The sequence below is a fragment of the Brevibacillus sp. JNUCC-41 genome, assembly GCF_014844095.1.
Classification (GTDB): domain Bacteria; phylum Bacillota; class Bacilli; order Bacillales; family DSM-1321; genus Peribacillus; species Peribacillus aracenensis.
The window spans coordinates 5,004,732-5,029,254 of record NZ_CP062163.1 but is presented as its reverse complement, the minus strand read 5'-3'; the positions used below and the strand labels follow the sequence as shown (position 1 = coordinate 5,029,254).

23 protein-coding genes and 3 pseudogenes are annotated in these 24,523 nt (G+C 36.5%); 18 read left to right on the top strand and 8 right to left on the bottom strand.

What is annotated here, in order from left to right; translation table 11 throughout:
• Nucleotides 1-322 precede the first annotated feature (322 nt).
• From JNUCC41_RS24270 to JNUCC41_RS24250, 5 genes are all read left to right on the top strand, one after another.
• The gene (locus JNUCC41_RS24270) at nt 323-955 is read left to right on the top strand and encodes a fumarylacetoacetate hydrolase family protein (RefSeq protein WP_192205217.1); all 633 of its coding nucleotides are present in this window, start codon (nt 323-325) and stop codon (nt 953-955) included.
• Between the two features lie 247 nt (nt 956-1,202).
• Entirely contained in the window at nt 1,203-1,631 is a 429-nt protein-coding gene (locus JNUCC41_RS24265) for a MarR family winged helix-turn-helix transcriptional regulator (protein ID WP_192205216.1), read from the top strand.
• A 403-nt stretch (nt 1,632-2,034) separates the two neighbouring features.
• A complete protein-coding gene (locus JNUCC41_RS24260) occupies nt 2,035-2,976 on the top strand; it encodes a sporulation protein (RefSeq protein ID WP_192205215.1) in 942 nt (313 codons plus the stop codon).
• Nucleotides 2,977-3,607: 631 nt separating this feature from the next.
• Nucleotides 3,608-3,835 (top strand): hypothetical protein, encoded by a 228-nt coding sequence (locus JNUCC41_RS24255; protein WP_192205214.1) that lies wholly within the window; start codon nt 3,608-3,610, stop codon nt 3,833-3,835.
• 142 nt (nt 3,836-3,977) lie between these two features.
• The gene (locus JNUCC41_RS24250) at nt 3,978-4,526 is read left to right on the top strand and encodes a hypothetical protein (RefSeq protein WP_228467442.1); all 549 of its coding nucleotides are present in this window, start codon (nt 3,978-3,980) and stop codon (nt 4,524-4,526) included.
• Nucleotides 4,527-4,545: 19 nt separating this feature from the next.
• Here JNUCC41_RS24250 and arfA read toward each other — a convergent pair whose 3' ends face one another.
• Nucleotides 4,546-4,683: an alternative ribosome rescue factor ArfA gene (gene arfA, locus JNUCC41_RS24245; protein ID WP_192205213.1), complete on the bottom strand. Its 138-nt coding sequence runs from the start codon at nt 4,681-4,683 to the stop codon at nt 4,546-4,548.
• A 440-nt stretch (nt 4,684-5,123) separates the two neighbouring features.
• Between arfA and JNUCC41_RS24240 the strand changes: the two genes are divergently transcribed.
• Nucleotides 5,124-5,681: a hypothetical protein gene (locus tag JNUCC41_RS24240; protein ID WP_192205212.1), complete on the top strand. Its 558-nt coding sequence runs from the start codon at nt 5,124-5,126 to the stop codon at nt 5,679-5,681.
• 86 nt (nt 5,682-5,767) lie between these two features.
• Nucleotides 5,768-6,628 (top strand): CPBP family intramembrane glutamic endopeptidase, encoded by an 861-nt coding sequence (locus JNUCC41_RS24235; RefSeq protein WP_192205211.1) that lies wholly within the window; start codon nt 5,768-5,770, stop codon nt 6,626-6,628.
• A gap of 347 nt (nt 6,629-6,975) precedes the next feature.
• Here the strand turns inward: JNUCC41_RS24235 and JNUCC41_RS24230 are convergent, their stop codons facing one another.
• Nucleotides 6,976-7,497: a hypothetical protein gene (locus tag JNUCC41_RS24230; protein ID WP_192205210.1), complete on the bottom strand. Its 522-nt coding sequence runs from the start codon at nt 7,495-7,497 to the stop codon at nt 6,976-6,978.
• 280 nt (nt 7,498-7,777) lie between these two features.
• Nucleotides 7,778-9,013 carry a beta-ketoacyl-ACP synthase II gene (gene fabF, locus JNUCC41_RS24225; RefSeq protein WP_192205209.1) on the bottom strand — a complete coding sequence of 412 codons (1,236 nt, stop codon included), beginning with the start codon at nt 9,011-9,013 and terminating at the stop codon, nt 7,778-7,780.
• Nucleotides 9,014-9,134: 121 nt separating this feature from the next.
• Here fabF and JNUCC41_RS24220 point away from each other — a divergent pair, with 121 nt between their 5' ends.
• The gene (locus tag JNUCC41_RS24220) at nt 9,135-9,989 is read left to right on the top strand and encodes a helix-turn-helix transcriptional regulator (protein ID WP_192205208.1); all 855 of its coding nucleotides are present in this window, start codon (nt 9,135-9,137) and stop codon (nt 9,987-9,989) included.
• 466 nt (nt 9,990-10,455) lie between these two features.
• Here JNUCC41_RS24220 and JNUCC41_RS26980 read toward each other — a convergent pair.
• Both JNUCC41_RS26980 and JNUCC41_RS24215 read right to left on the bottom strand, forming a co-directional pair.
• Nucleotides 10,456-10,685 (bottom strand): annotated as a pseudogene (locus JNUCC41_RS26980) (3-hydroxyisobutyrate dehydrogenase); the annotation flags it as partial.
• A gap of 87 nt (nt 10,686-10,772) precedes the next feature.
• Nucleotides 10,773-12,173 (bottom strand): cytochrome P450, encoded by a 1,401-nt coding sequence (locus tag JNUCC41_RS24215; RefSeq protein WP_228467441.1) that lies wholly within the window; start codon nt 12,171-12,173, stop codon nt 10,773-10,775.
• A gap of 224 nt (nt 12,174-12,397) precedes the next feature.
• On the opposite strand from JNUCC41_RS24215, the pseudogene JNUCC41_RS24210 reads away from it, so the two are divergent.
• Both JNUCC41_RS24210 and JNUCC41_RS24205 read left to right on the top strand, forming a co-directional pair.
• Nucleotides 12,398-12,559, top strand: a pseudogene (locus tag JNUCC41_RS24210) (cupin domain-containing protein); the annotation flags it as partial.
• Nucleotides 12,560-13,097: 538 nt separating this feature from the next.
• Complete coding sequence (locus JNUCC41_RS24205) at nt 13,098-13,808, top strand: DUF421 domain-containing protein (RefSeq protein ID WP_192205206.1); 711 nt, start codon at nt 13,098-13,100, stop codon at nt 13,806-13,808.
• 214 nt (nt 13,809-14,022) lie between these two features.
• Here JNUCC41_RS24205 and JNUCC41_RS26975 read toward each other — a convergent pair.
• Nucleotides 14,023-14,198: pseudogene (locus JNUCC41_RS26975) on the bottom strand (IS110 family transposase); the annotation flags it as partial.
• 325 nt (nt 14,199-14,523) lie between these two features.
• Between JNUCC41_RS26975 and JNUCC41_RS24200 the strand changes: the two are divergent.
• The gene (locus JNUCC41_RS24200; RefSeq protein WP_192205205.1) at nt 14,524-15,270 is read left to right on the top strand and encodes a polysaccharide deacetylase family protein; all 747 of its coding nucleotides are present in this window, start codon (nt 14,524-14,526) and stop codon (nt 15,268-15,270) included.
• A gap of 481 nt (nt 15,271-15,751) precedes the next feature.
• Here JNUCC41_RS24200 and JNUCC41_RS24195 read toward each other — a convergent pair whose 3' ends face one another.
• Complete coding sequence (locus JNUCC41_RS24195; RefSeq protein WP_228467440.1) at nt 15,752-16,372, bottom strand: cell wall hydrolase; 621 nt, start codon at nt 16,370-16,372, stop codon at nt 15,752-15,754.
• 566 nt (nt 16,373-16,938) lie between these two features.
• Here JNUCC41_RS24195 and JNUCC41_RS24190 point away from each other — a divergent pair.
• The 4 genes from JNUCC41_RS24190 (at nt 16,939) to JNUCC41_RS24175 (ending at nt 21,216) form a co-directional block, all read left to right on the top strand.
• Nucleotides 16,939-19,113 carry a DNA topoisomerase III gene (locus JNUCC41_RS24190; RefSeq protein WP_192205203.1) on the top strand — a complete coding sequence of 725 codons (2,175 nt, stop codon included), beginning with the start codon at nt 16,939-16,941 and terminating at the stop codon, nt 19,111-19,113.
• 102 nt (nt 19,114-19,215) lie between these two features.
• Nucleotides 19,216-19,644, top strand: coding sequence for a transcriptional regulator MntR (mntR, locus tag JNUCC41_RS24185; protein WP_192205202.1), 429 nt, complete (start codon nt 19,216-19,218; stop codon nt 19,642-19,644).
• 181 nt (nt 19,645-19,825) lie between these two features.
• Nucleotides 19,826-20,521: a class I SAM-dependent methyltransferase gene (locus JNUCC41_RS24180; RefSeq protein WP_192205201.1), complete on the top strand. Its 696-nt coding sequence runs from the start codon at nt 19,826-19,828 to the stop codon at nt 20,519-20,521.
• On the top strand, nt 20,521-21,216 hold the full coding sequence (locus JNUCC41_RS24175; RefSeq protein ID WP_192205200.1) for an AIM24 family protein: 696 nt from the start codon (nt 20,521-20,523) through the stop codon (nt 21,214-21,216). Before JNUCC41_RS24180 ends, JNUCC41_RS24175 begins: the two co-directional genes overlap by 1 nt.
• A gap of 106 nt (nt 21,217-21,322) precedes the next feature.
• On the opposite strand, the gene metA is transcribed toward JNUCC41_RS24175, so the two are convergent.
• Nucleotides 21,323-22,231 (bottom strand): homoserine O-acetyltransferase MetA, encoded by a 909-nt coding sequence (gene metA, locus JNUCC41_RS24170; protein ID WP_192205199.1) that lies wholly within the window; start codon nt 22,229-22,231, stop codon nt 21,323-21,325.
• Between the two features lie 168 nt (nt 22,232-22,399).
• Here metA and JNUCC41_RS24165 point away from each other — a divergent pair, with 168 nt between their 5' ends.
• The 3 genes from JNUCC41_RS24165 (at nt 22,400) to JNUCC41_RS24155 (ending at nt 24,469) form a co-directional block, all read left to right on the top strand.
• The gene (locus JNUCC41_RS24165) at nt 22,400-22,933 is read left to right on the top strand and encodes a hypothetical protein (protein WP_192205198.1); all 534 of its coding nucleotides are present in this window, start codon (nt 22,400-22,402) and stop codon (nt 22,931-22,933) included.
• Between the two features lie 77 nt (nt 22,934-23,010).
• A complete protein-coding gene (locus JNUCC41_RS24160; protein WP_192205197.1) occupies nt 23,011-23,487 on the top strand; it encodes a glutathione peroxidase in 477 nt (158 codons plus the stop codon).
• 136 nt (nt 23,488-23,623) lie between these two features.
• Complete coding sequence (locus tag JNUCC41_RS24155) at nt 23,624-24,469, top strand: DegV family protein (protein WP_192205196.1); 846 nt, start codon at nt 23,624-23,626, stop codon at nt 24,467-24,469.
• Nucleotides 24,470-24,523 lie beyond the last annotated feature (54 nt).

Below are 24,523 nucleotides of genomic sequence, written 5' to 3'. Positions count from 1 at the left end.
ACGATTGTCATGACTAGGGAAAGTGGCAATCATTTCTTAATATTTACCTTTTACTATTCATTAGGCTGTTTTCTCATATTTTGTTGCTATTTACCAAGTAAAGCGGTGTGGTTGATTTCCCCTCCAGATGCTCGCTTTCCGCGGGGCGGGCGGTGAGCCTCCTCGGCTAAACGCCTGTGGGGTCTCACCTGTCCCGCTGCTCCCGCAGGAGTCTCGCACTTGCGCTCCAATCAACCTTAAATCGTATTGTTTTAAAAACAACAATTTTTACGAAAAGAGCCATTCATTAATTTTAATTTCTAAAAAGAAAAGAGTGAGTTTTATGAGGAAAGACATTAAAAATATTTATTGTGTAGGTCGAAACTATGCCTTGCATGCAAAAGAGTTGAATAATGAAATCCCAACGTCCCCTTTTTTATTTTCAAAACCAACTCATTCGCTTGTTGAAGCAAAAGGTCAGTCAATTGCTTTGCCGGGTAATCAGGGTTCCGTTCATTTTGAAACTGAACTTGTCATACATATCGCAAAGCAGTACGAACCAGGAATGAAAGTAGATGAAATGGTTGATGCGATGGCAATTGGGTTGGATTTAACACTTAGAGATGTTCAATCACAGTTAAAACAGAAACAGCACCCTTGGCTTTTGGCTAAAGGTTTCAAAAATTCAGCTGTTGTTAGTGATTTCATTCCATTTCCAGGTGTCGAAGCATGTGAACAATTAGATTTTTCCTTGTTAAAGAATGGAGAGCGTGTACAAGTCGGAAATATTAAAGACTTACTATTTGATTTGCAAACGATTATAGAATTTACAGAAGAGCATTTTGGACTTGGGAAAGGAGATATTATTTTTACAGGTACTCCAAGTGGTGTAGGACCTCTTTCAGACCAAGACAAGCTTTCACTAAACTGGGGTGGAAATGAAATTGGATCCTGTTCAGTTACACTGAACTCATGAAAAAAGGAGCAGTCATTTTGACTGTTTTTTTTATGGAATAATTCAAACTTAGACAAAAAGAAGAAACTCGTCTAAAATGAAGAGAACAATTTAACAACATGGAAACTGCCAATATGGCACGTACTTTTCAAAAAGTTAAATCATTAAATTTCGGCTTGGGAAAATTAATTTTTAATGAATTAGAACAATTTAATTGAATGAAGATTATCAATTTTAATTATAAAGGATAGAACAGGGTGGAATGTGCATGAAAAACAACCAAGAAAAGAAGTATTTAGATAATTGGCTATCTCTTACTAATATTCAAATGAGCATTACGAATGAACTGGAAAGTGCTTTGCAAAAAAATCATAACCTTTCGTTAAAAGAGTTTTACGTTCTATACTTTTTATCCAAAACAAGCGAAAAACAATTGAGGCTACAACAATTACAAGAGATGGTAGGATTAAGTCAAAGTGCTATATCTAGGCTGGTAGTCAGACTGGAAGCAAAAAGCTGCGGCGTTTTACAAAGACAAATATGCGAAGATGATCGACGAGGTATTTACACACGTTTAACTAGAATAGGTGAAGAAAAACTACAAATTTCCTTAAATACTGTTCATGAAATTCTGCACTCTGCTTTTTCGAAAGGAAACCTTCAAGATGAGTTACAATCCTTAATCCAGAAATTGTAATGGTTCTTGCATCTATTTAGTTGTAAGTGAAGTCTATTATTACTATATATTAGCAAGGACTATTACTTTGCCCCAGTAAGATTTAAATGAACTGAAATTATTTAAATCTTAGTGTTGCCTTTCGTTTTTATTATGAACGGAACTGTTGACAAAAAGAGAAGTGTCAATGCGGAATTAAATGTAAGCGCATGCATTTAAGGGGGTGTTTTACTTACTCCTTTTATCAAAATCACCTACGGCAGTAAATTCATTTGAAACTATTTTCATATTTCGACGTATTTCTATAGGTGTAATTTAGAAGTTTCCTTAAATGCGAATAGATTTCTTGCTATTTCTTATTACGCGACTTTTTATTTACATATTCTTAAGACGGTTTGAGATAATTTCGAAGGGAAGAGGTAGCATGTTCAAAAAGATTTTAGCAAGTTTAGGAAAAGGAGCCGCAACTGTAGACTTACAATGTGATAATCGTAATTATCAAGCGGGAGAAAGCATTCAAGGGGAGGTTGTCATTCAAGGTGGTGAGGTGGAACAGAACATTAATCAATTGACTGTCCGGCTTATGATGAATGTGGTATTAAAACAAGGAAGCGTTTCTAAGGAAGTTGCCCATATACCATTAGTTAATCGTGATTGTATTCACCCCAAAGAACGTAAGGTCATTCCTTTTCATTACGTCCTGCCTACGAATATACCTATTTCAAGGGGAACTGTCTCATACTATCTGGATACACATCTTGATATTGAGGGTGGGGTTGACCGCAAAGATGTAGACCGGCTAGTCATCCAACCCCAGAATTCTATTCAAGCCATTTTTAATGCAATGGCTCAATTAGGTTTTCGCGAGACAGCCGACTCGGGTAAACTCGACCAATATGGACAGGAATTTGCTTTTTTCCCCACTCAACAATTCATGGGACAAGTAAATGAAGTTGAAATGCGTTTTGCCAATGAAGAATCAGGTATCCGGGTCTGGATGGAAGTTGACTGTAAAAGCGGCTACAAGGAAATTGAAGCAAAACGTGAGTTTCATTTAAATCAAAATGTTCTTGAACATGAAGCCGGACTTGAAAAACTACTAGCAAAAAATATAACGGAAGCTATTGATCAGCCTTATGCTTTTACACAGCCCTTCTCTTATTCCGCAAACCAGCATAATGTTCGCGCTTCCCAATTTAACGCTATACCTGGAATGGTTGGTGGATTGGCAGTGGGTGTTTTAGGGACGATGCTATTTACTGAGATGTTGGAAGGTTTTGATATTGAGGAAATGTTTGAAGAGGCAACAGAGGATTTTGATGGGGGATTTGATTCATTTTTTGATAATGGAGATGGGGAATCCTAATAAGGCCATTAGTTAGTTCCTGTGTTAACGTAAGAAAGAAAAAATACCCACTAATCATTGCTTGGGTAAGGATTGGAAGACAGGCGTTACTTACTTTGATCAGTAAGTAACGCTTGTTTTAATGTTGTTTTGCCAGGAGGGCACATTTAATAGTGCAATTTATTTCCTTTTATATTTGCTCCGGTTTTCCTCTAATCCGTAGTTTTTTGCCTATTAATACTCCTATATTAAAACAAGTTTTATATCAACAGCCTGAAATTCCGATTCTTCACCGTGGTAAAGTATCACGTCATGTGTTCCCGGAACAGTCAGTGAAAGCGAAGTCATATTTAATCGATTGTGATAAACGGATTAGGTGAAGGTGATCATGAAGCTAATCATTTTATGTGGATTTTATGTTTTATTGACTTTATATATTAAACGCAATCTTTAATTAAGGATGAATTAGTTACCTACATGTTTTTTCTTTTCTTGACGCTTATTTGATGGTACCGACATTTTGATTTCTGAATGGTTTTAATGCTTTCATCTCCTGAAATAACCCTTCGGTTTTTAATTTGCTGTAAAAAATGAATAAACAATCATATAAAGCCAATTCTATATACAAGAACGATAAAAAGGAGATTACATCGTGAAACCATTTGAAATAAAAAATATGATTATTGATGACGAGTTTGATGGTGAAGAATCGGTTACAGCCGATTTTACTCACAATCATAAAGATTATAGCATTACTTTTAAAAAAGAAGATCTTGAAATAATAAATACATGGGTTTTTGAGGATGGTTCATCTCTTCCAGCAAATTTATCAGGTACTATCATTGAATCGATAAGGGAAGATATTAAAAAGAGAATCTAGTCATCTGCACTAGATCTTTTTTATGGTCACTTTCTTAATCGAAGAAAAATTTAACCTTGTTTATTTTGATGATAAAAGATAACTTGTGGTGCAATACCATAAGAGCGATAAGGCTTATATTTGTTTACTTCGGAAAACTATCGTGGACAAGGAAAAATATAAGAATCAAAATGGGGAGTGGCGTAGGATAGAAACATACCCTACAAAACAAGTGAACAATACGGAGGTCCCGGAAGAAATTGCAGAAGCAGGGAAGCTGGTATTCTCATTTCCTAAAAGGGAAGTGACAGAGTTGCAAATCAAAGTTAAGCAGCCGTACTGGTTCCGCAATGATAATAAGAGGGTGTTTATGTATGGGTTCCAAGATATCATTGTTGAGTACAGAGAGTATTCACAAGATACCGCTGAATTTGTAACGAAGTTTTCTTTAGAGGGAACAGATCGAAGGTTTGCCAATATTGATTCTCCAAAGGTTACAACACCAGTAGGGTGCCCACCATTCAATGATTATACGGTTAAACACGAATTGTATTTTGACGAAGGCCTATCTGAGAAGTTTAATTTTTCAACTGATATCTTCCAACCACTACAAGCTGTGTATGTAAAAACAATACTAAAAACAGCAGGAGATCAAGTACCTATCTTACGGGAAATTGAGCTACCTTACCGCCATGAAGAAATAATCGAATAAGAAAAAAATAAGAGCATCCTCAATAGGATTGCTCTTTTTTCCGGTTATAAGAACCTTTTCCTTTTTTGTTTTTAATAACACGAGTTGAGGGGTCAAAGGCCCAGCGCATCCGGCTATTTGTCATTTCACCAATTGTCTTCTTTTTTGTTTTGTTCATAAGATACCTGCTTTCATAAATTAATAGAAATGAAAAAGACAGCCGGGGGTGGCTGTCTTTTTCGATGTGTGAGGGAGGAAAATAAAATGTCGAACTAAGGTAAAGGTAGGTTTAATCAGGTTGGATTCACGGGAGGTGTGAAGGTAAAACTTGTGAGGTAACTTACATTCTTAATAAAACCTTTTAAATCTTATAATGCAAACTACTACTTTCATTATTTCAAGACTTAGTATACTTTTTAATTAAGTGAAAAAATAAATACTTATATGGTAAAATTTACAATAATGAGGGAGAGCAGTGAGTGGCGTCTTTTAATTTATATTAAATTGCAATTAATACCTAGAAATATATACGCGAGATTAATTGATAATTTAAAAAAGACGAATGTTTATGCAAAATCATTGTAGGTCTTTTAAAAAAATATTAGATGGGGTGAGGAATTGAAGAAGTTATTATATCTTATATTAATAATTCCTATGTTTTTGTTTGGATTTAATCCAACATCAACCTTTGCAAGTTCTCCTACTAAAGAGGTTGATTTAACAAAAGAGGGAAGCCAACCAGGTGAGTTTCCGACAGAAGATACAACTCTATTAGGTACTGATGTACTTTTAGGTCAAGAAATACCCGTTCTTGTAGATGAGAAAACAGGAGAAATGACTAATATTGAAAATGGTATATCTATAATGTGTGCTACTTGTAATCAATATACTTGGAAAACAGCCACAGATACAAGACAATCAAGAGTCTTTCACAAAAAAATAACTGATACTACAACATGGAGTATTAACCTTAGCTTTAAGGTGGAAATAAAAGATATAATAGCTGTTTCTGGTGGTGGAGAAAGGGTATACTCGGCAACGAAAAAATGGGACCAATACAAAGAAACATGGAAATTGACTGGAACACTAAAAACCTATAACCCAACTGGTAATTTGATAAAAACAGAAAAAAGAAATGAAACCTACATTAAATATAAAAAAGTAGCAACAAAATAAATTAAAAATAGTGAAAATGCAAACCCTTTTTAGAATAAGGGTTTGCATTTTAGAATTTGAAATTTTCGTATAACAAAGGGGTAAGAATGGGTACTAATATTAAGCAAACTCATCGCTTTATATTTTATATAACAATACTAATTATGGTTATTTTTCCTCTTGTGGAAATTGTATTACAAGAACTTTCTTTACAAATAAACAAACAATTATTTTTCTTTTTAAGTAAACTGGTAATTATCTATGTGCTTTTTCTTTTCTTAAAAAAGAAGAAAATAACCTTATCTAGCATTCGGCTTAAAAAGGTACATATAAAATATATTCTTCTTGGTATTTTAATGGGTATTGTAGTTCACATGCTATCTGTGATATTCGGTAGGATTCAATATTATCTACTAACTGGCGAATGGCTTTCTGCTGAAAAAATTGTTAGTACACTTATGGAGAGTAGTAAAAACATAAGTTTTTACAGCATTATTATGATTGGCTTTTCAGTAGCTATTAGTGAAGAAATTCTTTTTAGAGGCATATTATTAAAAGAATATCAGAGAATGAACATAAAACCGGCAATAATTTTAAGTGCTCTTATTTTTAGCATTTACCATATGACGGTTGGGAATTTGGTTTTTGCATTTGTAATGGGTATCTCTTTTGCACTAGTAACTATCTATACTGAAAGTATTATTCCGGCTATCTTTTTTCACTTTTTAGTGAATGAAACATTGAGGATCTTAATGCATTTCCCAGAAAAGGTTACTGAAACTTATTTTAAGGTAATGGTGTCTCCAATTAATACCATAACTGGTTTAATACTTTTTCTAGCTATATTAACTTTCTTATTTATAAAAGTAATAAAAAATAATCATTTTCAAAGTGAAAAAGTCAAATTCTTTGATAGGTATATTATTTTGTTGTTTTTGATGTATGTTATTTTCCTAACAATAAAATAAATTTCACCAAAGACAAACGGGTAAATGATTACTGCGCATTTTGGTATGTCACCTACCGTGGAGTCAATAGCCTGCGCCTACGCTAAATAGTATGAGAAAGCGAAAGCACAAGTTTAAAAGAAATGAGCAGAAGGGGAATCATTAGATTGCCCTTTTCGTAGTATACAAACACGTCTTATGCTGCTTACATATTTTATCCTAATGTATTTGTATTTTAACAGCGGAGTAGGGGTCTTAAAAAGAAATCCACTCTTTCAACATAATATCAATTTAGTTGAAAGAGTGATGTAGATAAATAAAAAAACAGGAAAAACCCTGGCATAATGAGCAATATGTATATAACTTTATTAGTTTATCAATTGCATAAATCTATTCTTCTTTTTCCCAAACTTCTTCAGACTTGTCCCTTTTTCTGCTTTATGATAAATGCTTTCTCCACCTACACCTTTAGCATTTCTTAAACCAACTGGTAATTTATAAAATGAAGTGTCGTCTGAGTCGTATTTGTAAACAAACCGGTAATCCCGTTTCACTCTAGGTAATGGTTTACTCATTGAAAAGAAGTCTAAGCGACTCCAGTCTTGTAATGCATACCTTAGTTCAGTAATTCGATCTAGGAGCTCAATCACTTCTCTAATCATCTTTTCCACTGATGCAGGTAATTCATCTAATGCCAACAGTGATCGAAAATCGTCTTCCAATTTTATTTCTGTAAATGTATTTAGAACCTCTTGCATATCTATTGTATGGAAATCGGGATAAAATATATATTCATAATCATCTGGATCAAAATTAGCTATTGGATAGAGAGTGAAACCATCGTTTTTGATCCACTTACTTGGATAAAGAAGGTCGCCTTTTTTAATCAAAATATCGTTGTAGAAGTAATAGTATTGAGCAATACATTCCTTTGATAAAAATAAATAATTAACACCTTCATTTTCTTGCTTAAAAACACGTTTGTTGTTTACCTTAACTGTTTTGTTAACTAAATTAGTCGATGTTGCTAATAGGTATTTAAAAAATATGGCTTTATGAACATAAGAAAAGCCCTCAAGAAAAAAGGGCTTTTTCGTAGTGACCCATTATGGTAACTAACATAGTTTCTCTTGAGGATCTTTCATTTAAAAATACGATGCGAGAGTTAATTCACTCGTATTTTTTTAAAACGATTGCTGCATTATGGCCTCCAAAACCAAATGAATTGGATAGACCAGTATTTATTTCCATCTTACGGGCAATACCCGGTACATAATCTAAATCACATAATGAGTCAGGCTTTTCCAAGTTGATGGTTGGAGGAATGATTCCTTCCTTTAAACTTTTTGCCAAAGCAATTGCTTCCACGCCTCCAGCTGCTCCTAACATGTGGCCAAGCATAGATTTATTAGCTGTTATTGGGATTTGATAAGCTTTTGATTCAAATAGTTTTTTGATTGCCAGTGTCTCAGAACGATCTCCAACTTCTGTACTTGTTGCATGAGCGCTAATGACATCAATCTCTTCAGGAGAAATATTTGCGCTTTTCAAAGCCATTTTCATTGCAAGATAGGCTCCTTTACCTTCTGGGTGTGTAGCCACCATATGATAGGCATCAGAACTTGCACCATACCCAATGACTTCAGCGTGAATTTTTGCGTTTCTACGTAAAGCGTGAGACAAAGATTCCAAGATTAAAATTCCTGCTCCTTCTGACATGACAAATCCATCTCGATCTACATCAAAAGGACGGCTAGCTTTAGTTGGATTATCGTTTCTCGTTGATAATGCTGTAGCATTGCCAAAACTAGCTAAAGATAAATCTGTTATAGCTGCCTCTGCTCCTCCTGCAAAAACGGCATCAGCTTCTCCAAATCGAATAAGTCTGAATGCTTCACCAATAGCTGTATTACCGATCGCACAAGCAGAAACAGGTGACATAGTAGGTCCCATTGCGTTCCACTTAATACTAATTTGGGCCGCGGCAGCATTTGAAATCATGGCTGGTACCAGGGTTGGACTGACTCTTCTTGGACCTTTCTCTCGAAGAGTATCCACATTATCAATAAATGTTTCAATTCCTCCTATCCCCGAACCAACATATACGCCAAGTCTTTCCAGATTGACATCATCAATATCTAAATCAGAATCAGTCCAAGCTTGTTCAGCAGCAGCCAAAGCAAATTGAGTAAAGCGATCTAGACGTCGTGCTTCATTTTTTCCTAAGATCTCATCTGCATTAAAATCACGAATAATTCCTGCAATTTTTGCTTTATGATTACTTACGTCAAATGTATCAATAGTGGAAATGCCAGACTTCCCTTCAGTCAGATTCCTCCAAAATTTTTCTACGTTGTTTCCAATAGGAGAGACTACTCCCATTCCTGTAATAACGACTCTTTCCATTTTTCATCACTCCAAATGAATAGTATACTTGTATTATACTTCGGGGTTATCCTATTACAAGTGAGTGTTTATCCTGGTATAATAACTACTAGGTTAAATTGTTATGAAGGGGGCTTTAGAAATGAATGATAAAACCAGGCTTGAAGCTTTGTCTTCATTTTTGAAATCGAAGCGATCCCAAATAAAGCCTGAATCTATAGGTATACCTGCTGGTACACGGAGAAGAACACCTGGCTTACGAAGAGAAGAAGTTGCACATTTGGCGGGAGTCAGTACTACTTGGTATACGTGGCTAGAGCAAGGACGGGATATAAAGGTCTCCACAAGCGTATTGGATTGCATATCTACAGCTCTACAATTAAATAATGATGAACGGGAGTATCTATATGATTTAGCTTTAGAAGTGAAATCATCCATTATTCATCGAAAGAAGGATCAGCCAAAACTAAGTCCTTCTTTGGAAAGAATTTTAGCTGAGTTAACGTATTGTCCTACTATCATTACAGATCGACATTGTCATATTGTAGGCTGGAACAATGCTGCTGCTCATGTATTTTTAGATTTTGAACAACTCCCGGATGACCAACGAAATTTGATCCATCTAATATTTACAAGAAAAGAATTAAAAGCATTAGCTGTGAATTGGGAGCATTTTGTTAAAGGGTTTCTTGCCATTTTTCGTGCCTATTATGGTCACTACTTAGGGGATGAATGGTATAACCTATTCATTAAAGAAATGAGTGATTCCCACCCGGAATTTCAATCTTTATGGCAAGAAAGTCAAGTGAGCAAAGCTCCAGAAATGATGATTGAATTTAGACATGCTAAAGCCGGAAAGATGCTGTTTAATTTAACTTCTCTCCAAGTCCAGGGGGACATGGACTTAAGGTGCAGTATCTATACACCAGTAGAGGGAACAGCTACAGAAGATAAATTAAAAAGATTAATGAAGAAAATCTCCATTGAAAGTTCATAACCAGTATATTCACTGTCTTTTATAGATAGATTATCATGGTTAAACCTTACCCAAACTAATCAACATTTAGTAAAGCTCTTGGTGCCGATTAATCTTTAGGACAAGTTTTATAATCGGCCTGATATTCCCGATCTTCGCCGAAGTAAAGCAGTCATTTCATGCTTTTCCGGAACAGTTCGAATTTAATACTCTGTTTAAATCTTCTGCTTCATTTTCCTCGTTGATACACAATGTTTATAGAGGGAGGTTAGTAGAAGAGAGATTTAAACACAATCATACTTAGATTCTGTTTTGAAAAAAATTAGATCGGACTGGAAGGACTTTTGTAATCTCTCAGAATTACCAATAATATTCTGGATTGTTTGGCGGCATAAAGGAAAGAGGTAAACATATTTTTCCAAAACTTTATGGGGATATATATGGATATGCAAAAAGGTACACTTTAAACTGAGTGCACCTTTTTGTTTTATGAATTATATATTTCTCTGTTCATATTCACAATATCTTTACTTGAGAGGGGTTTGAGGTTAGAAGCTGATAACTTTTCTATTACCTTATCCCGTAGGTATGGGGCTTTTCTTTATTTGCTTTTTCCAATGCTTTTGTTAGTTCTGTGCAGTATGCAGGAGTTCCTGGCTGTTGTCTCCACGAATCACTTAAAGAACCAATATCCACTGTGTCGAAGCCTAGCTGGTTTACTTCAAAAAACTAGGGTTGATGCTGCAGTCTTTTTATGGAACTAAGTGGGGATCTTCCTTAGGTGTAGAGTGACAATTTTGTTCATTAATTCCTTTGAATTTCAGAATCTTCTGGTGGGATACCTCCTATATTTCTTTCTTCGACTACCATGCGCAATCCACGCTTCGGTCTGAGTGTAATAGACGGAAGCGGCTTTACTTCATGATGGTCCGGCGCAAGCCTTATCCGATATCGTTGAGCAATGCACGCTAGGACAAGCACAGCTTCCATCATTGCGAAATGATTACCGATACAAACTCTTGCCCCTCCGCCAAACGGAAAGTAAGCGAACTGAGGTAGAGTTTTCACAAAGTTGTTTTCAAATCGCTCTGGATTAAAAGACTCTGGATTATCAAAATACTCTGGCTTGTGGTGCATCACATACTGACTTAACATGATCATATCGCCTTTTTTAAAATGATATCCTCCTATTACCACATCCTCCTCCACCTTCCTTGATATGATATAGCCAGGAGGGTATATGCGCATTGATTCATTGATAATATTTTGTGTGTACGTTAATTTCATATAATCGCCAGGAGTAGGGTTACGATTGCCGATTACGCTATCTATTTCATTGAAAAGTTTAGTTTCCACATCAGGGTGTTGTGAAAGCAAGTATAAGGTCCAGGAAAGCACGTTTGCAGTTGTTTCGTGACCGGCAAGGAAAATGGTCATTAGCTCATCACGTACCTGCTGGTTTGTCATACCTAAGCCATCCTCATCATCTCGAGCATCCATTAAAATCCCAAGCATGTCCTCATGTCTTTCTGAATCTGCCCTACGTTTTTCAATAATGTTATAAATCACTGTATCAAGTCTTAGTATCGAATTTTTAAATTCACGGTTATTTTTAGTCGGAACCCATAGTGGCAATTGAAGAAGTGTTCTCATCCTTTTAACAGCAATTCTCATAGATGCTTCTATAGGTTCCCCGAGCTCGTCATATCCTTCTTTGAGGTTCAAACTGAACATGGTCTTGCTGATGATACCGAGAGCAAGGCTCATCATATCCTCCGTAATAATCCGTTCTTCCCTGTTTTTCCAAGTGGAAATATAGTTCATTGTTATATCAATCATATCCTGGGCATAATTGCTAATATGAGACTTTTTGAAAGAAGGTTGAATAAGCCTTCTTTGGCGCATGTGAATTTCCTTTTCACTTGTAAGAAGGCCTTCTCCAAGTAATGGTTTTAAAGCTTGGAAGTCATTTGATTTCAAGAAGGATTTTTGTTTTGTTACAAGTACCTGCTTAATTAAATCTGGATTTGAAATGAAGTAAACATTTTGGAAAGGTCCAAAACGAATTTTAGCAACTTCTCCATATTCATTTGCTAAACGGGTAAGAAAGCCAAGTGTATCTGAAGTAAACTCCTTTGAATGGCCAGTAATTAGTCTTCCTTTTGGGCCCTTGGGAGAATCATTTGAAAAATCTGTGTCACTCACTGGTTTGTTTCCTCCATATCTTATAATCATTTGTATTCATTCTATGATGAAAGTATCGATTGGTTTGGACAGGTTGTTAATAAGAAGACCAATAAATACAATATTTTTTAAAGATAGTTAATCAATTTGAATTCAAAGTGTTTATGAAATGGTAAAGGCATCTATCCCTTGGTTGTCACTTTTTTAGGAAAGCAGGTATGTATGGAACTAACTTACAAAAGTTAATCTTGTTGACTGCTGGCACATGGCATAATGTAACCAATACAGGTAATGTTCCGCTAAAACTTTACTCGATATATGCTCATCCTAACCATCCATTTGGTACTGTTCATGAAACTAAAGCAGATGCAGTGGCTTCGGAAGAAGGTTACGGTCCATGGCAATAGTAATACAGTTATTCCTGGCAGGAATCCAGATGAATGGATAAAGCACATGGAATTTTTGGTGAATGAAGGATTAGAGGATGTTAAAAGAGGAATAAATGCTACACATATTCTTCAAGAATTTATTCTAATGGGAGTTCTTGTAGGGTAAGGATATTCTCCTGAAAAAGCATGTGAAAAAGTAGAAGAATGGGAACGTACCGGAGAATCCCAACTTCTTCAGCAAAGCAAAAATATGTATAAATAGAGTGAAACCTATCTTGCTGCAAGCGAGGACAGTTCTCTTATCCCTTTTTAAGGCCGAGAGTAGGATTAGAATTATCATGGTGAACCGATCACAAATAGTGGTAAAACCGAGGGCGGAAATTGTTATTAATAATGAATGAATCCAAAAGTTAATATGAAATATACTAATGTTGAGGACAGGGAAACCTGTCTTCTTCTTATATATCGTGAAAGCGGATAATACAATATGAAATAAATAATTAATTAAAATCAAGGATATGATATGACTAACAATAGATAAAATTGGGGTGGGGAAATGCCTGAACATATCGAAGTAATTCTGAGGTCAATTACTTCTTTCACTTTATTACTAATTGGAACAAGAATATTAGGTAAACAAACGATATCTCAAATGACAATGTTTGATTTTGTTGCAGCAATTTCGCTAGGTGCAATTTCAGCGAATTTAGCCTTTAATACTTCTGTTAAGGTACATCATACAATTATTGCATTTACTATATATGTAGCAATTCTTTTCATGATTGCAGTTATTTCATTAAAAAATAGAAAAGGAAGAAAATTTCTGGCTGGAGATCCCACAATTGTGATGCAAAATGGAAAAGTATTGGAAGGAAACATGAATAAAATGCGATATACATTAGATTATTTAAATCAACAACTAAGGGAAAGAGATATTTTTAACATTGAAGAGGTTCTATTTGCAATAGTAGAAACAAATGGAACGTTAACAGTACTAAAAAAGCCGCAATTTAGAAACGTAACAAAACAGGATTTGATGATTGCAGTAATGCCTGAACATAAGTTACCTATTGAACTTATTATGGATGGAGAAATAATTAAAGAGAATTTAGAACAAAATAATATAACGTTTTCCTGGTTAGAATCAGAGTTAAAAAAGCGTAAGTTATCAAAATATGATGTTGTTTATGCAGTACTGGCTGCCAATGGTAATATGTATGTTGATACATATAGAGATCATATTCATTCTCCTATTGATAAAGAATAATTATTTTTTTACACAAAAGTAAAGGATAAAAATAATAGGGACAACGTAATCATGTGAGAGTAAAATTTTTTTCTAGCAAGCCCTCTTTCAAAATGCTGATAGAAGGTTTAAAGTGGCATTGCGTAGTTGCGTAATGCAAGAACAGCGAAAACCATATATATTAGCGCTGTTCTTATATTTTAAATATTGTAATTATTTAAGAATTCACAATTTCTTTCATTTGTTTTAGTTCCTGAATCCAGTTTAGTAAGATAGTAAAACCCTCCTCGTTATTTTCAAAAGATAGGGTTTCTCGACCACAATGCCCCGAAAGTTTACAGCACGGCCCACGTGTACGTGTTCGGCAATATCCACACCAACAACTAGATGTTGATCCGTAATTCTCTCAATTAGTTGATTTTGTTTTACATTTTAAAATTCATAGTAGGGCTTCCTCCTTAAGTCTTTGAGTTAAATGGGTCTCTATACTCGTATCTTACTGAGGGGTTCTATTTTTTTAAACCTGATATTTAGAGTTGCTTTGGCAGCTTTTTTTCTTATAGAGCTAGTCTGATTCTATAGTGTTTTAAGAAATTAGTTTTTCATTTGGGATTATCAAAGTCACCATTGATCAATGGGAGATAAAATTAAATATGGGAGAAATCATAATAGAACCTTGCTTTTGAGGCACAATAAATTGAAAAGATATAAAAAATGATGCAAAGCGAGGAATTTTATGAAAAAGCTTGTAATGTTTTTCCTATGTCTTCTTATCTTAATTCTTCCATCACAAGTTTTTGCTCAACGAAAAGTACCTATTTTAGTTTATCATTCGATTGACGAGTTTACTGGGCATGGTTCTAAGGAGCTATATGTAACTCCTGATAATTTCCAGAAACAAATGATTTATTTAAAAGAACATGGCTACACATTATTAACTTTTGATCGTTGGCAAGACATTTATAAAGCAAATAAACCCATTTTCATTACCTTTGATGACGGATACAAAAACAATCTGAATGCATTCGCTATCTTTCAAAAACTTAAAGACGAACGTTTTAAACCAAGTGGTACCATTTTTGTAATTTCTGACTTTATCGGTCGTTCAAACCGATTATCTAAATCGGATTTAAAAATGATGGCTGATTCGGGTATAATCTCAATCCAGTCTCATACTGCTACACATCCTAATTTGACGGAAATAAAAAATTATGAATATGAACTGAAAGGGTCCAAAGATAAAATTCAAAAAATAACAGGCAAACCAGTAAATGCTCTTGCGTATCCATACGGAAATTTCAATGACAAAGTCGTAGAAGAAACGAAGAAATATTATTTATTTGGACTTACGACAACTCCTGAACTATTTTCTGAGAAGGGCATTAAAGATGAACTTTATCTTTTACCACGAATTTATATCAAGTATTCGACTACTCTTGATGAATTTGCAAAGATTGTTGAAGGCGGTTCCTATACCAGGTAATCGCTTTTTTCTTTTGGAACCAAGGGAAAAGTACTTACTATTGTTTATAAGCAAATGGGTACGGAAAATAAGGGGAAACATCAAATATAATCAAAAGTTTAAGGAGATAGATATTGAACTAAATGGCTGATTTATGATTCAAGTTCTTTAAAAACAATGGAGTTGATGAATATCACCTTCATATGTCACCTAGTAACAAGCAAGCAATAGCTTTTAAAAAAAGCAATGCTAGAACTTAAATTTGAGTGAGGTGCGAAAGTAATTAGAATGAAAGGAACAATTTAACTTTCACCCTTTTCAACTATCGGGTGCGTTAGCTGAAGATCGGAGCTGTCTTTAAGGCAGTTTTTTCTTATGGGGGTGCCACCAAAAAGGCCGGGCAAATACTGCCCGGCCTTTTATACCACACGACATAGTTAATGGGATATTTATAATACGAAACTATAAAAATATCATTCCTCAATATGTATGTAGATTAGTTTTACTTTGCAAATAAGTGGTTGCCTATTCTAATGACTGTTTTCCTTGTGAAAATCCATTCATCTGTTGCCAAGAACGGATTATAATAATAAACAGAACCATGAGTAGGATCCCAACCTTGTAATGCATCAATAACAGCTCGATAAGAATAGCTATTTGGGGTCAAATAATATTGCCCATCATGTACAGCAGTAAAAGCATTTGTCTGGAAAATAACATCGTAAGTATTTTTAGGAAAACCTGGCGTTGACATTCGGTTCAAAATTACTGCAGCGACAGCTACTTTTCCTTCATAAGTTTCTCCTCGAGCTTCTCCATAAACAACCCTGGCCATCATTTCAATACTATTTAATTTTTGTTGTGTTTGGAATCCAAAAACTCCATCTGGTAATATTCCAGAATCTTGTTGAAGTTGTTTAACTGCATGATCAGTAATTGAACCATAATACCCTGTTGGTTGTCTGTTAAAGTAACCCATTTTCCTTAAATTTTCTTGTAAATCATAAACTGCTTGTCCTTGACTTCCATTGTGTAAAATTTCTTGAGCAAGGATTGAATTTGGTATAAAAAACAAGAAACAAATAAAAACAACAAACGACATTTTTTTTACATTTAACCTCAAATAATACCACATCCCTCGATTTATTTTCCTACTATTCTACCTTATCATACAAGAAAAATAGATTTATCTTACATTATTCCTATTTTAAACCAAAAATTGAAGGGATTTTAGACGTATTTGGAATAACAAAAGAAAGTTATATACATTTTGTAAAGTAATATGCTTTTCTTTAGTTCTTTTGCCAATTAACGTTCCTTTATAATAAAAGGGGCTGTTAGGGTCAATAATTAGCTGTGTTGCAATCAAAAAAAATTATTTCCTCACCTTCATCTAACCAATGGAAGGCAAGAAAAGGAACATTTAACATTGAATTTGTTGTTTTTGTATATAGCTCAATTCCTCCGAAACTATTTTGGCCATCCATTAATGTTTTTTTTGCAAATTAAACTGCCTATTCGACGGCTTTTATCATCAGCCTGAAATTCCCAATCTTCGCAGCAGTAAAGAAATCATTTCATGCTTTTCCGGGACAGTTCAGTAAAAACGATGTCATATCTAGCCGATTGTGATAATTAAGGTATAATGATAGGGGAAGATATTTTTTAACGGATTAGGTGAAGATGAACATGAAGCTAATCATTGCGGAGAAACCCGATCAAGGTTCAACGCTTGCGGCTCAATTTAAAAAGAAGAAACAGCAAGGCTATATAGAAATCATGCCGAATGAACTTTTTCCCGATGGAGCTTATGTAACTTGGGCCGTCGGGCATTTATGTCAACTCGTTTCGCCGGAAACCTATCATTCAAAATGGAAAAAATGGTCGATGGAAACGTTGCCGATGATTCCTGAGAAATTTCAATATGAAGTGACCCGACAAAAGGCAAAGCAATTCAATGTTGTGAAGACTTTGCTTAGGAAACCGGAAGTCGATGAAATCATTCATGCAGGTGATGCCGGGCGTGAAGGAGAATTGATTGTACGCAATATCGTTAATCTATGCAATGTCAATAAACCGATGAAACGGTTATGGATTTCCTCTTTGACCCCAAAAGCGATTTATGAGGGATTCCAAAATCTGAAGAGTGAGGAAAAAACCAGGCCGCTCTATTATGAAGCGTATACTAGAGCTTGCGCGGACTGGGTTGTGGGAATGAATGCGTCGAGAGCGTATAGTATTTTATTGAAACAAAGGGGCGTTTCGGATGTGTTTTCAGCTGGAAGGGTTCAGACACCGACACTCGCCCTGATTGTGAAGCGGGAAATGGAAATTGAGCAATTCAAGTCCGAACCGTTCTGGGAAGTGTTCGCTGACTTCAAGATGGATGGAAAGAAATATAAGGGAAAATGGCAGCAGAACAATGATTCGAGAATCAAGACAAAAGAAATGGCTGATAAAATTGCCGCTTTTTGCAAGGATAAGGAAGCTGAAATAGCTGAAATGGATACAGAAAGGAAAGAATTTCAGCCGCCTTTATTATTTAATCTATCGTCATTGCAAGCGACAGTTAACAAGATTTATAAATATTCTCCGAAACAGACGCTTGATATCGTACAAAGTTTATATCAAAAAGGAATCGTTTCATATCCACGTTCAGATTCCAATTATGTGACGGAGGGGGAAGCTGAAACATTTCCCGATATTTTGCAAAAACTAAGCGGATTTTCGGAATATGAATCCCTGTTTCCCTTGCCACAACCGAACATCATGAATAATAAAAGGTTTGTGAATGAAAAGAAAGTGACTGATCACTATGCCATCATCCCGACGGAGCAGGTAACCGATCCAAAGCGCCTTTCAGCTGAAGAACGGAATATTTATGACTTGGTGGTACGCCGTTTGATTGCGGCCCATTATGAGAAAGCCATTTTCGATTACACTACCATTAAAACGCTTGTCGATAAGCGTGCCGAATTCATTTCTAAAGGAAAGCAGCAGATTCAAGAGGGATGGCGCAAAGTGATTTTCCAAAATGACAAGGAAGACGATGATATCATTTTGCCGTCCGTCTCAAAAGGGGATTCTGGAAAGGTCGCCAATATAAAGGTGAAAGAAGGCAAAACCCAGCCTCCAAAGCGCTATACAGAAGGTCAGCTGATCACTTTAATGAAGACTGCCGGAAAGCATCTGGATAATGAAGAGTTAGAAAAGGTGCTGATGAAAACCGAGGGTCTTGGAACCGAAGCAACCCGGGCTGGCATCATTACCATGCTCAAAGACCGTAAATACATCAATGTTAAAAAAAACCAGGTGTTTGCGACAGATAAAGGGAAAGTGCTGATTACTGCGATTGGGGAGAAAATCCTGGCTTCACCCGAGATGACAGCCAAATGGGAACAGCGTTTAAGGGAAATCGGTGAAGGGAAGGCATCAGCTGGCGGATTTATGGAAGCTGTTAAAAAGATGTCAGCTAAAATTATCAGTGATGCCGTGGAATCATCGGAAAGCTGGAATTTTCAAGGGCTGGACACAGAGTCGATTCAACGAAGCGGCCCAAAAAAGAGAAGTTCAGCATCTGTGGGCAGCTGTAAACTATGCGGTTCTAAGATTGTCGATAAAGGGGAATTCTATGGATGTGTTAGTTATCAAAAAACAAAGTGTAACTTCACTATCTCCAAAAAAATCCTTAATAAGAAAATCAGTCAAGCAAATATAAAAAAGCTGTTGGCGAGCGGTGAAACGGATTTGATAAGCGGTTTTAAAAAAGGGGAAAAGACCTTTGATGCCATTTTATCCTGGTCCGACTCTGAAAAGAAAATCAGTTTTACATTTCCGACAGAACAAAACGTCAAGCAAACTTGAGAAGAAACTACATTAAAGGCGCCCTGAGACTTATATCTTCTTGTTTCGGGGTCGTTTATATAGTAAAATTTTTAGATATGCGTTTGAATGGGAGGATTCCGAATGCCTACACCAAGCATGGAGGATTACATAGAACAAATTTATTTACTTATCGAAGAAAAAGGATATGCAAGAGTTTCCGATATTGCCGAAAACCTTTCCGTCCACCCTTCTTCTGTTACAAAAATGGTTCAAAAACTTGATCAGGAAAAATATTTGATATATGAAAAGTACCGGGGGCTCGTTTTAACTGCAAATGGGAAAAAAGTTGGTAAACGGCTCGTATACCGTCATGAACTTTTAGAACAGATGCTAAGGTTGATTGGGGTCAAGGAAGAAAATATTTATCATGATGTAGAGGGAATCGAACACCATCTTAGTTGGAATGCCATCGATAGGGTTGGAGACCTGGTTGAATTCTTTGAAGAATCCCCTGACCGTGTCGAGGATTTACGAAAGATACAAAAAAGAAATGAAGAAAATTCGAAATAAGCTGCCGTCGGCAGTTTTTTTTTATGTATTTGCACATCACCTGTATTCCTGAACGAATTTTATAAAAGAGGATTTTTTAACTTTGAGCAGAATAGCTATATAGAAGCCCCGGTAATTTGATTCTGGAAACTGAGGGTATTAATATAGTAGGAACTTGCCAGTTAGGAGGGTGGAATTTCTGATGAATTTACATACATGGCATAATGAATCGAAAAAGGAATGGGATGTTTTTGCACCGATGTGGGTGAAGAATTCGCAAGAAATGTGGGAAACGGGAAGCCGGAAAAACATTATTCCTTTCTTTTCTGAATATGTACCTTCGGGAGTGAAGGTGGCTGACATTGGCTGTGGAGATGGAGTTGGTTCCTTGAAATTGGCCGAAGCGGGATTTGAAGTAACCGGAGTTGATTTATCCAATGTGATGATCGATTTTGCAAAGGGGAAAACCGCTCAACAACCAGAACTTTCTTTCCTGCAAGGGGATTTTTATAATCTTCCATTCAAAGATGAAGAAATGGATGCGGCAATGGTCATTAATTCTTTGGAATATACGGGTGAACCATTAATGGTGATGAAGGAAATTCAACGGGTAATAAAGCCTGGCGGTTATGTCTGTTTTGGAATACTTGGTCCAACAGCTGAACCACGAAAAAAATTCAGTTTTCAACGGTTATTAGGAGATAAGGTCATCATGAATACAATGCAGCCTTGGGAATTTGAAAAGATGGCTTTAGAAACCGGATGGAAGGCAGTGGTAGATACCGGCGTTGCAAAGAGAGGGGTGGACTATACAAAACTGGGGCATTTTTCAAAGGAGTTAAAGCAAGCTGTATCGTTCATGTGGCTTTTCCTCCTTCAAAAAGAGGTGGGGCAGTGATGGAGAAGTATCAAATCGATCAATTCGTTGAAAAGACGAAACAGCAGGATAAAGGGCAAGGTTTATTCGAACTTGAAACGGAACGAATTTTGGAAATTAATTTGGAACAGCAGATCTGGGCAAAGATGGGGACGATGATTTCTTATCGCGGCCATATTAAATTCGAGCGGGAAGGCATCTTGGAGCATGGCCTTAGTAAACTCTTCAAAAAGGCTTTGACAGGTGAGGGTGCATCTTTGATGAAGGCGACTGGAAGCGGCAAGCTGTACGTCGCGGATCAAGGAAAGAAGATTTCCATTTTACAGTTAAATGGTGAATCAATCTGTGTTAACGGAAATGATTTACTTGCATTTGAGCCGGGGATTCAATGGGATATAAAAATGATGCGGCGCATTGCCGGGTTATTGGCGGGTGGGTTGTTCAACGTAAGGCTCGAGGGGAGAGGCATGGTTGCCTTCACTTCCCATTATGAGCCGCTTACTTTAATGGTGGAACATGGGAATCCGGTCTATACGGACCCGAATGCCACAGTGGCTTGGTCAGGGGATTTGCAGCCTGAATTCGTAACGGATGTTTCACTGAAGTCGTTTTTTGGAAGGGGAAGCGGCGAATCCGTTCAAATGAAATTCGAAGGTCAAGGATTTGTGGTCGTCCAACCTTTTGAAGAGGTTTATTTCGGCAATAAGGAATCATGAAACAAACAACCTGAGTCAGAAACTCAGGTTGTTTCCCATGATAATCGGAAGTGGCTGCCCAATAAACGATTCACTTAAAAGTGAAAGCTTCTTTTCTCTTACCCTTTCAATCCCACTCATAAGGGGTTGATTGGTAGACATAATAGTTCAGCCAATTCGAGAACATCAGGCTGCAATGGCTTTTCCATCGGTGAAGAGGAACCTTGGTCGGATCGTTATCAGGAAAGTAATTTTCAGGGAGTTGTGTATTGATTCCACGCTCCCTATCGCGCTTGTATTCTTCACCAAGGGTATCGGCATCATACTCGAAATGGCCGGTAACCATAATTCTTTTTCCATCAACTGAAGCAGCAATCAATACACCGGCTTGATCGGACTGTGCAAGAACCTTCAGTTCCGGATGGTTAACTAATTTTTGATAGTCAATATCCGTATGGCGAGAATGAGGGGCCATAAAATAATCATCGAATCCGCGGACTAGATTTTCATTCGGTTCAAGGACCTCATGGGTGTATATCCCGAAGCATTTCTCCGGAAGTTCGTATTTGCCTATTCCATAATGATGGTAAAGGGCAGCTTGTGCCCCCCAACAAATATGTAGGGTGGATGTGACATTTTCGCTTGACCAATCCATGATACTCTGCAGTTCTTCCCAATAATTAACGTCTGAAAATTCCAGCTTTTCTACTGGAGCGCCTGTAATGATCAAGCCGTCATATTTCTTCGTGCGGATATCATTAAATGATTTGTAAAATTGATCTAAATGAAATTTACTTGTGTTTTTTGATTCATGTGTGCTCAAGCGCAGGAATGATATATTTACTTGAATCGGAGTATTGCCGAGAAAGCGCAGTAACTGGGCCTCCGTTTTTTCTTTCTCTGGCATTAGGTTTAAAATTAATATATTCAATGGACGGATTTCCTGATTGGTAGCCCTTTCCTCATCCATTACGAAGATATTTTCCTGTTCTAAAATTTCCCTTGCTGGCAGTTGTCCCGGAATTCTGATTGGCATGATTAGCCTCCTTCTTCAAAAATCATAATATTTTAATTATATAGAAAATTATTGAATAGAAAAGCTATTTTAATAATTTCTTGTAAATCCCAAAGGAAATGGCCTGGGAATGGTAAAATGGGAAGATCATGAATACATAAACTATGAAGTTGGAGAGGTGTTTGGAGATTGTTTGATCCTACAGCATTTGAGAACATGAAAGTGGTATTGGAAGGAGCGGTTTACGACCGTGACTTCATTGGAGATATATTGGTCATAAAACGTGATGATATAGTGAATCTCTCGACTTTGTCCAGATCATATAAGATTGAGATGGAATTGAAAAAGCCAATCGCGCCCATTTCGATTAGCGGTGCCATTGAGTTACAGGCTTCACTTAAAAACCTAAGTTCGGAGTTACTCGATGCAGCTATTGATGATACGCATTCGGGCTGCACCGTCGATATTTTCATAACTTTCCCGAAAAAACTCGATGAAGTGAATGCTGAACAATTGTTGAATGATCTGGAAAAAATTTGGGGAGATCAGAGAATCATTACAGTGACGACCAGCGATACGGTCAGTAAAAAAATGCAACTCGTTACTTCTTCTATATATAAAGTTTCATTTGGAAGGCTTGTAAAAGAAGAGCAAATGGATGATTTGGAAGACATGGTAGAGTATTTGATTCAATCCATTCAAGCAGTGAAGATTCAGGGATGAAAGGGAAGGATAAAAGTTGGTAAACCTACCTTTAAATACGGTAAAATGAATCATCATACTATAGGGAGAGATCATACATGTCCATTTACGAATTTGAAGTCAATAAAATCAATGGCGAAACCATCTCGCTTGAGGAATATAGAGGGAAAGTGATGATTATAGTGAATACCGCAAGCAAATGCGGTTTTTCGCCACAGTATGATGATTTGCAAAGCCTGTATGTGCAATATAAAGAGGATGGGGTTGTCGTGCTTGGTTTTCCTTGTAATCAGTTTTTGAATCAGGAGCCTGGTGATAATCTGGAAATCGATTCATACTGCAAATTGAATCGTGGCATAACATTCCCGATGTTTGCAAAAGTGAATGTCAATGGCAAGGAAGCCCACCCTTTATTCAATTACTTGACTGAAAATGCTCCTGGAGTGATGGGGTCCAAATCAATAAAATGGAATTTTACAAAGTTCTTGATTGATCGTAATGGAAATATAGTGAGCCGGTATGCACCTAAAACAAAACCTCTGGAAATGGAAGAGGATATAAAAAAATTATTATGAAGAATGATATTGAGTCCAACGGAAGTTCCAGTTGGGCTCTTTTTATGAAGTAAGATATTTATATGCATCTGTATTTAATTGGGGACAGATGGGTGGGATGTTGAATATAATAGAAGACACAACGAGGGGGGAAACCATGGAACGAATTGCATGGGTAACAGATAGTACGGGAACTTTGGACGAAGAATTATCATTGAATGAACATGTATACGTCGTTCCGATGGTCGTCATCATTGATGGGAAGGAATATGAAGATGGTGTCGACCTATTACCTGAGGAATTATACCGGCGGATGAGTGAGGAAAAAATTACAGCCACTACGTCACAGCCCTCGGTTGGCAGATTCCAAGAGTTATATATGGAGCTTGAAAAACGCTATGATCGAATCATAGCCGTACATCTTTCAAGTGAATTGAGCGGGACCGTTTCCGCGAGCAGGCAAGCTGCACAAATGGTTGCGATCCCCGTTGACGTTTTTGATACTTTACTTATTTCCTTTCCAATGCTATTAATCTTGAAAAGGCTCATGCATTATATGGATAATGGGGATTCCATCGATGAGGCATTCGTCAAAACGAGAATGTATGCGGATAACCATGAAACCTATGTATTAATTGGTTCTTTAGATCAGCTGCATCGCAGCGGCAGGTTAACGAACGCACAGTATATTCTTGGAAACCTATTGAGCTTTAAGCCCATCATTTCAATCGAAAATGGTGTGCTCCATACTAAATCTAAACCTCGGAACCTTAAAAAAGCGGAAAAACAGATTTTCACTGATTTTCGCAGATCAGTCGAAGCAGGAAAAGTGAAAGAATGCACCATATTATATGGTGCAGTGTCTGAGCAGACACAAAGATGGAAAAAGATGATTACCGAAGAATTTCCTCATGTGTCGATCCATGTATCCCCACTTGGCAGTGCCATCGGGGTGCATACCGGTGAACAGACGATTGGAATCAGTTGGTTCAATGAAGATTAAAGCACACCATTTTATGAGAACCATGGTAAAATAGAAGGGACATGGAGTGGTGAT

What these genes read in the sequence shown, in the direction of transcription:
- JNUCC41_RS24270 (WP_192205217.1), top strand. Translation starts at nt 323, where the DNA reads ATGAGGAAAGACATTAAAAATATTTATTGTGTAGGTCGAAACTATGCC.
- JNUCC41_RS24265 (WP_192205216.1), top strand. Translation starts at nt 1,203, where the DNA reads ATGAAAAACAACCAAGAAAAGAAGTATTTAGATAATTGGCTATCTCTT.
- JNUCC41_RS24260 (WP_192205215.1), top strand. Translation starts at nt 2,035, where the DNA reads ATGTTCAAAAAGATTTTAGCAAGTTTAGGAAAAGGAGCCGCAACTGTA.
- arfA (WP_192205213.1), bottom strand. Translation starts at nt 4,683, where the DNA reads ATGAACAAAACAAAAAAGAAGACAATTGGTGAAATGACAAATAGCCGG.
- JNUCC41_RS24235 (WP_192205211.1), top strand. Translation starts at nt 5,768, where the DNA reads ATGGGTACTAATATTAAGCAAACTCATCGCTTTATATTTTATATAACA.
- fabF (WP_192205209.1), bottom strand. Translation starts at nt 9,013, where the DNA reads ATGGAAAGAGTCGTTATTACAGGAATGGGAGTAGTCTCTCCTATTGGA.
- JNUCC41_RS24220 (WP_192205208.1), top strand. Translation starts at nt 9,135, where the DNA reads ATGAATGATAAAACCAGGCTTGAAGCTTTGTCTTCATTTTTGAAATCG.
- JNUCC41_RS24205 (WP_192205206.1), top strand. Translation starts at nt 13,098, where the DNA reads ATGCCTGAACATATCGAAGTAATTCTGAGGTCAATTACTTCTTTCACT.
- JNUCC41_RS24200 (WP_192205205.1), top strand. Translation starts at nt 14,524, where the DNA reads ATGAAAAAGCTTGTAATGTTTTTCCTATGTCTTCTTATCTTAATTCTT.
- JNUCC41_RS24190 (WP_192205203.1), top strand. Translation starts at nt 16,939, where the DNA reads ATGAAGCTAATCATTGCGGAGAAACCCGATCAAGGTTCAACGCTTGCG.
- mntR (WP_192205202.1), top strand. Translation starts at nt 19,216, where the DNA reads ATGCCTACACCAAGCATGGAGGATTACATAGAACAAATTTATTTACTT.
- JNUCC41_RS24180 (WP_192205201.1), top strand. Translation starts at nt 19,826, where the DNA reads ATGAATTTACATACATGGCATAATGAATCGAAAAAGGAATGGGATGTT.
- JNUCC41_RS24175 (WP_192205200.1), top strand. Translation starts at nt 20,521, where the DNA reads ATGGAGAAGTATCAAATCGATCAATTCGTTGAAAAGACGAAACAGCAG.
- metA (WP_192205199.1), bottom strand. Translation starts at nt 22,231, where the DNA reads ATGCCAATCAGAATTCCGGGACAACTGCCAGCAAGGGAAATTTTAGAA.
- JNUCC41_RS24160 (WP_192205197.1), top strand. Translation starts at nt 23,011, where the DNA reads ATGTCCATTTACGAATTTGAAGTCAATAAAATCAATGGCGAAACCATC.
- JNUCC41_RS24155 (WP_192205196.1), top strand. Translation starts at nt 23,624, where the DNA reads ATGGAACGAATTGCATGGGTAACAGATAGTACGGGAACTTTGGACGAA.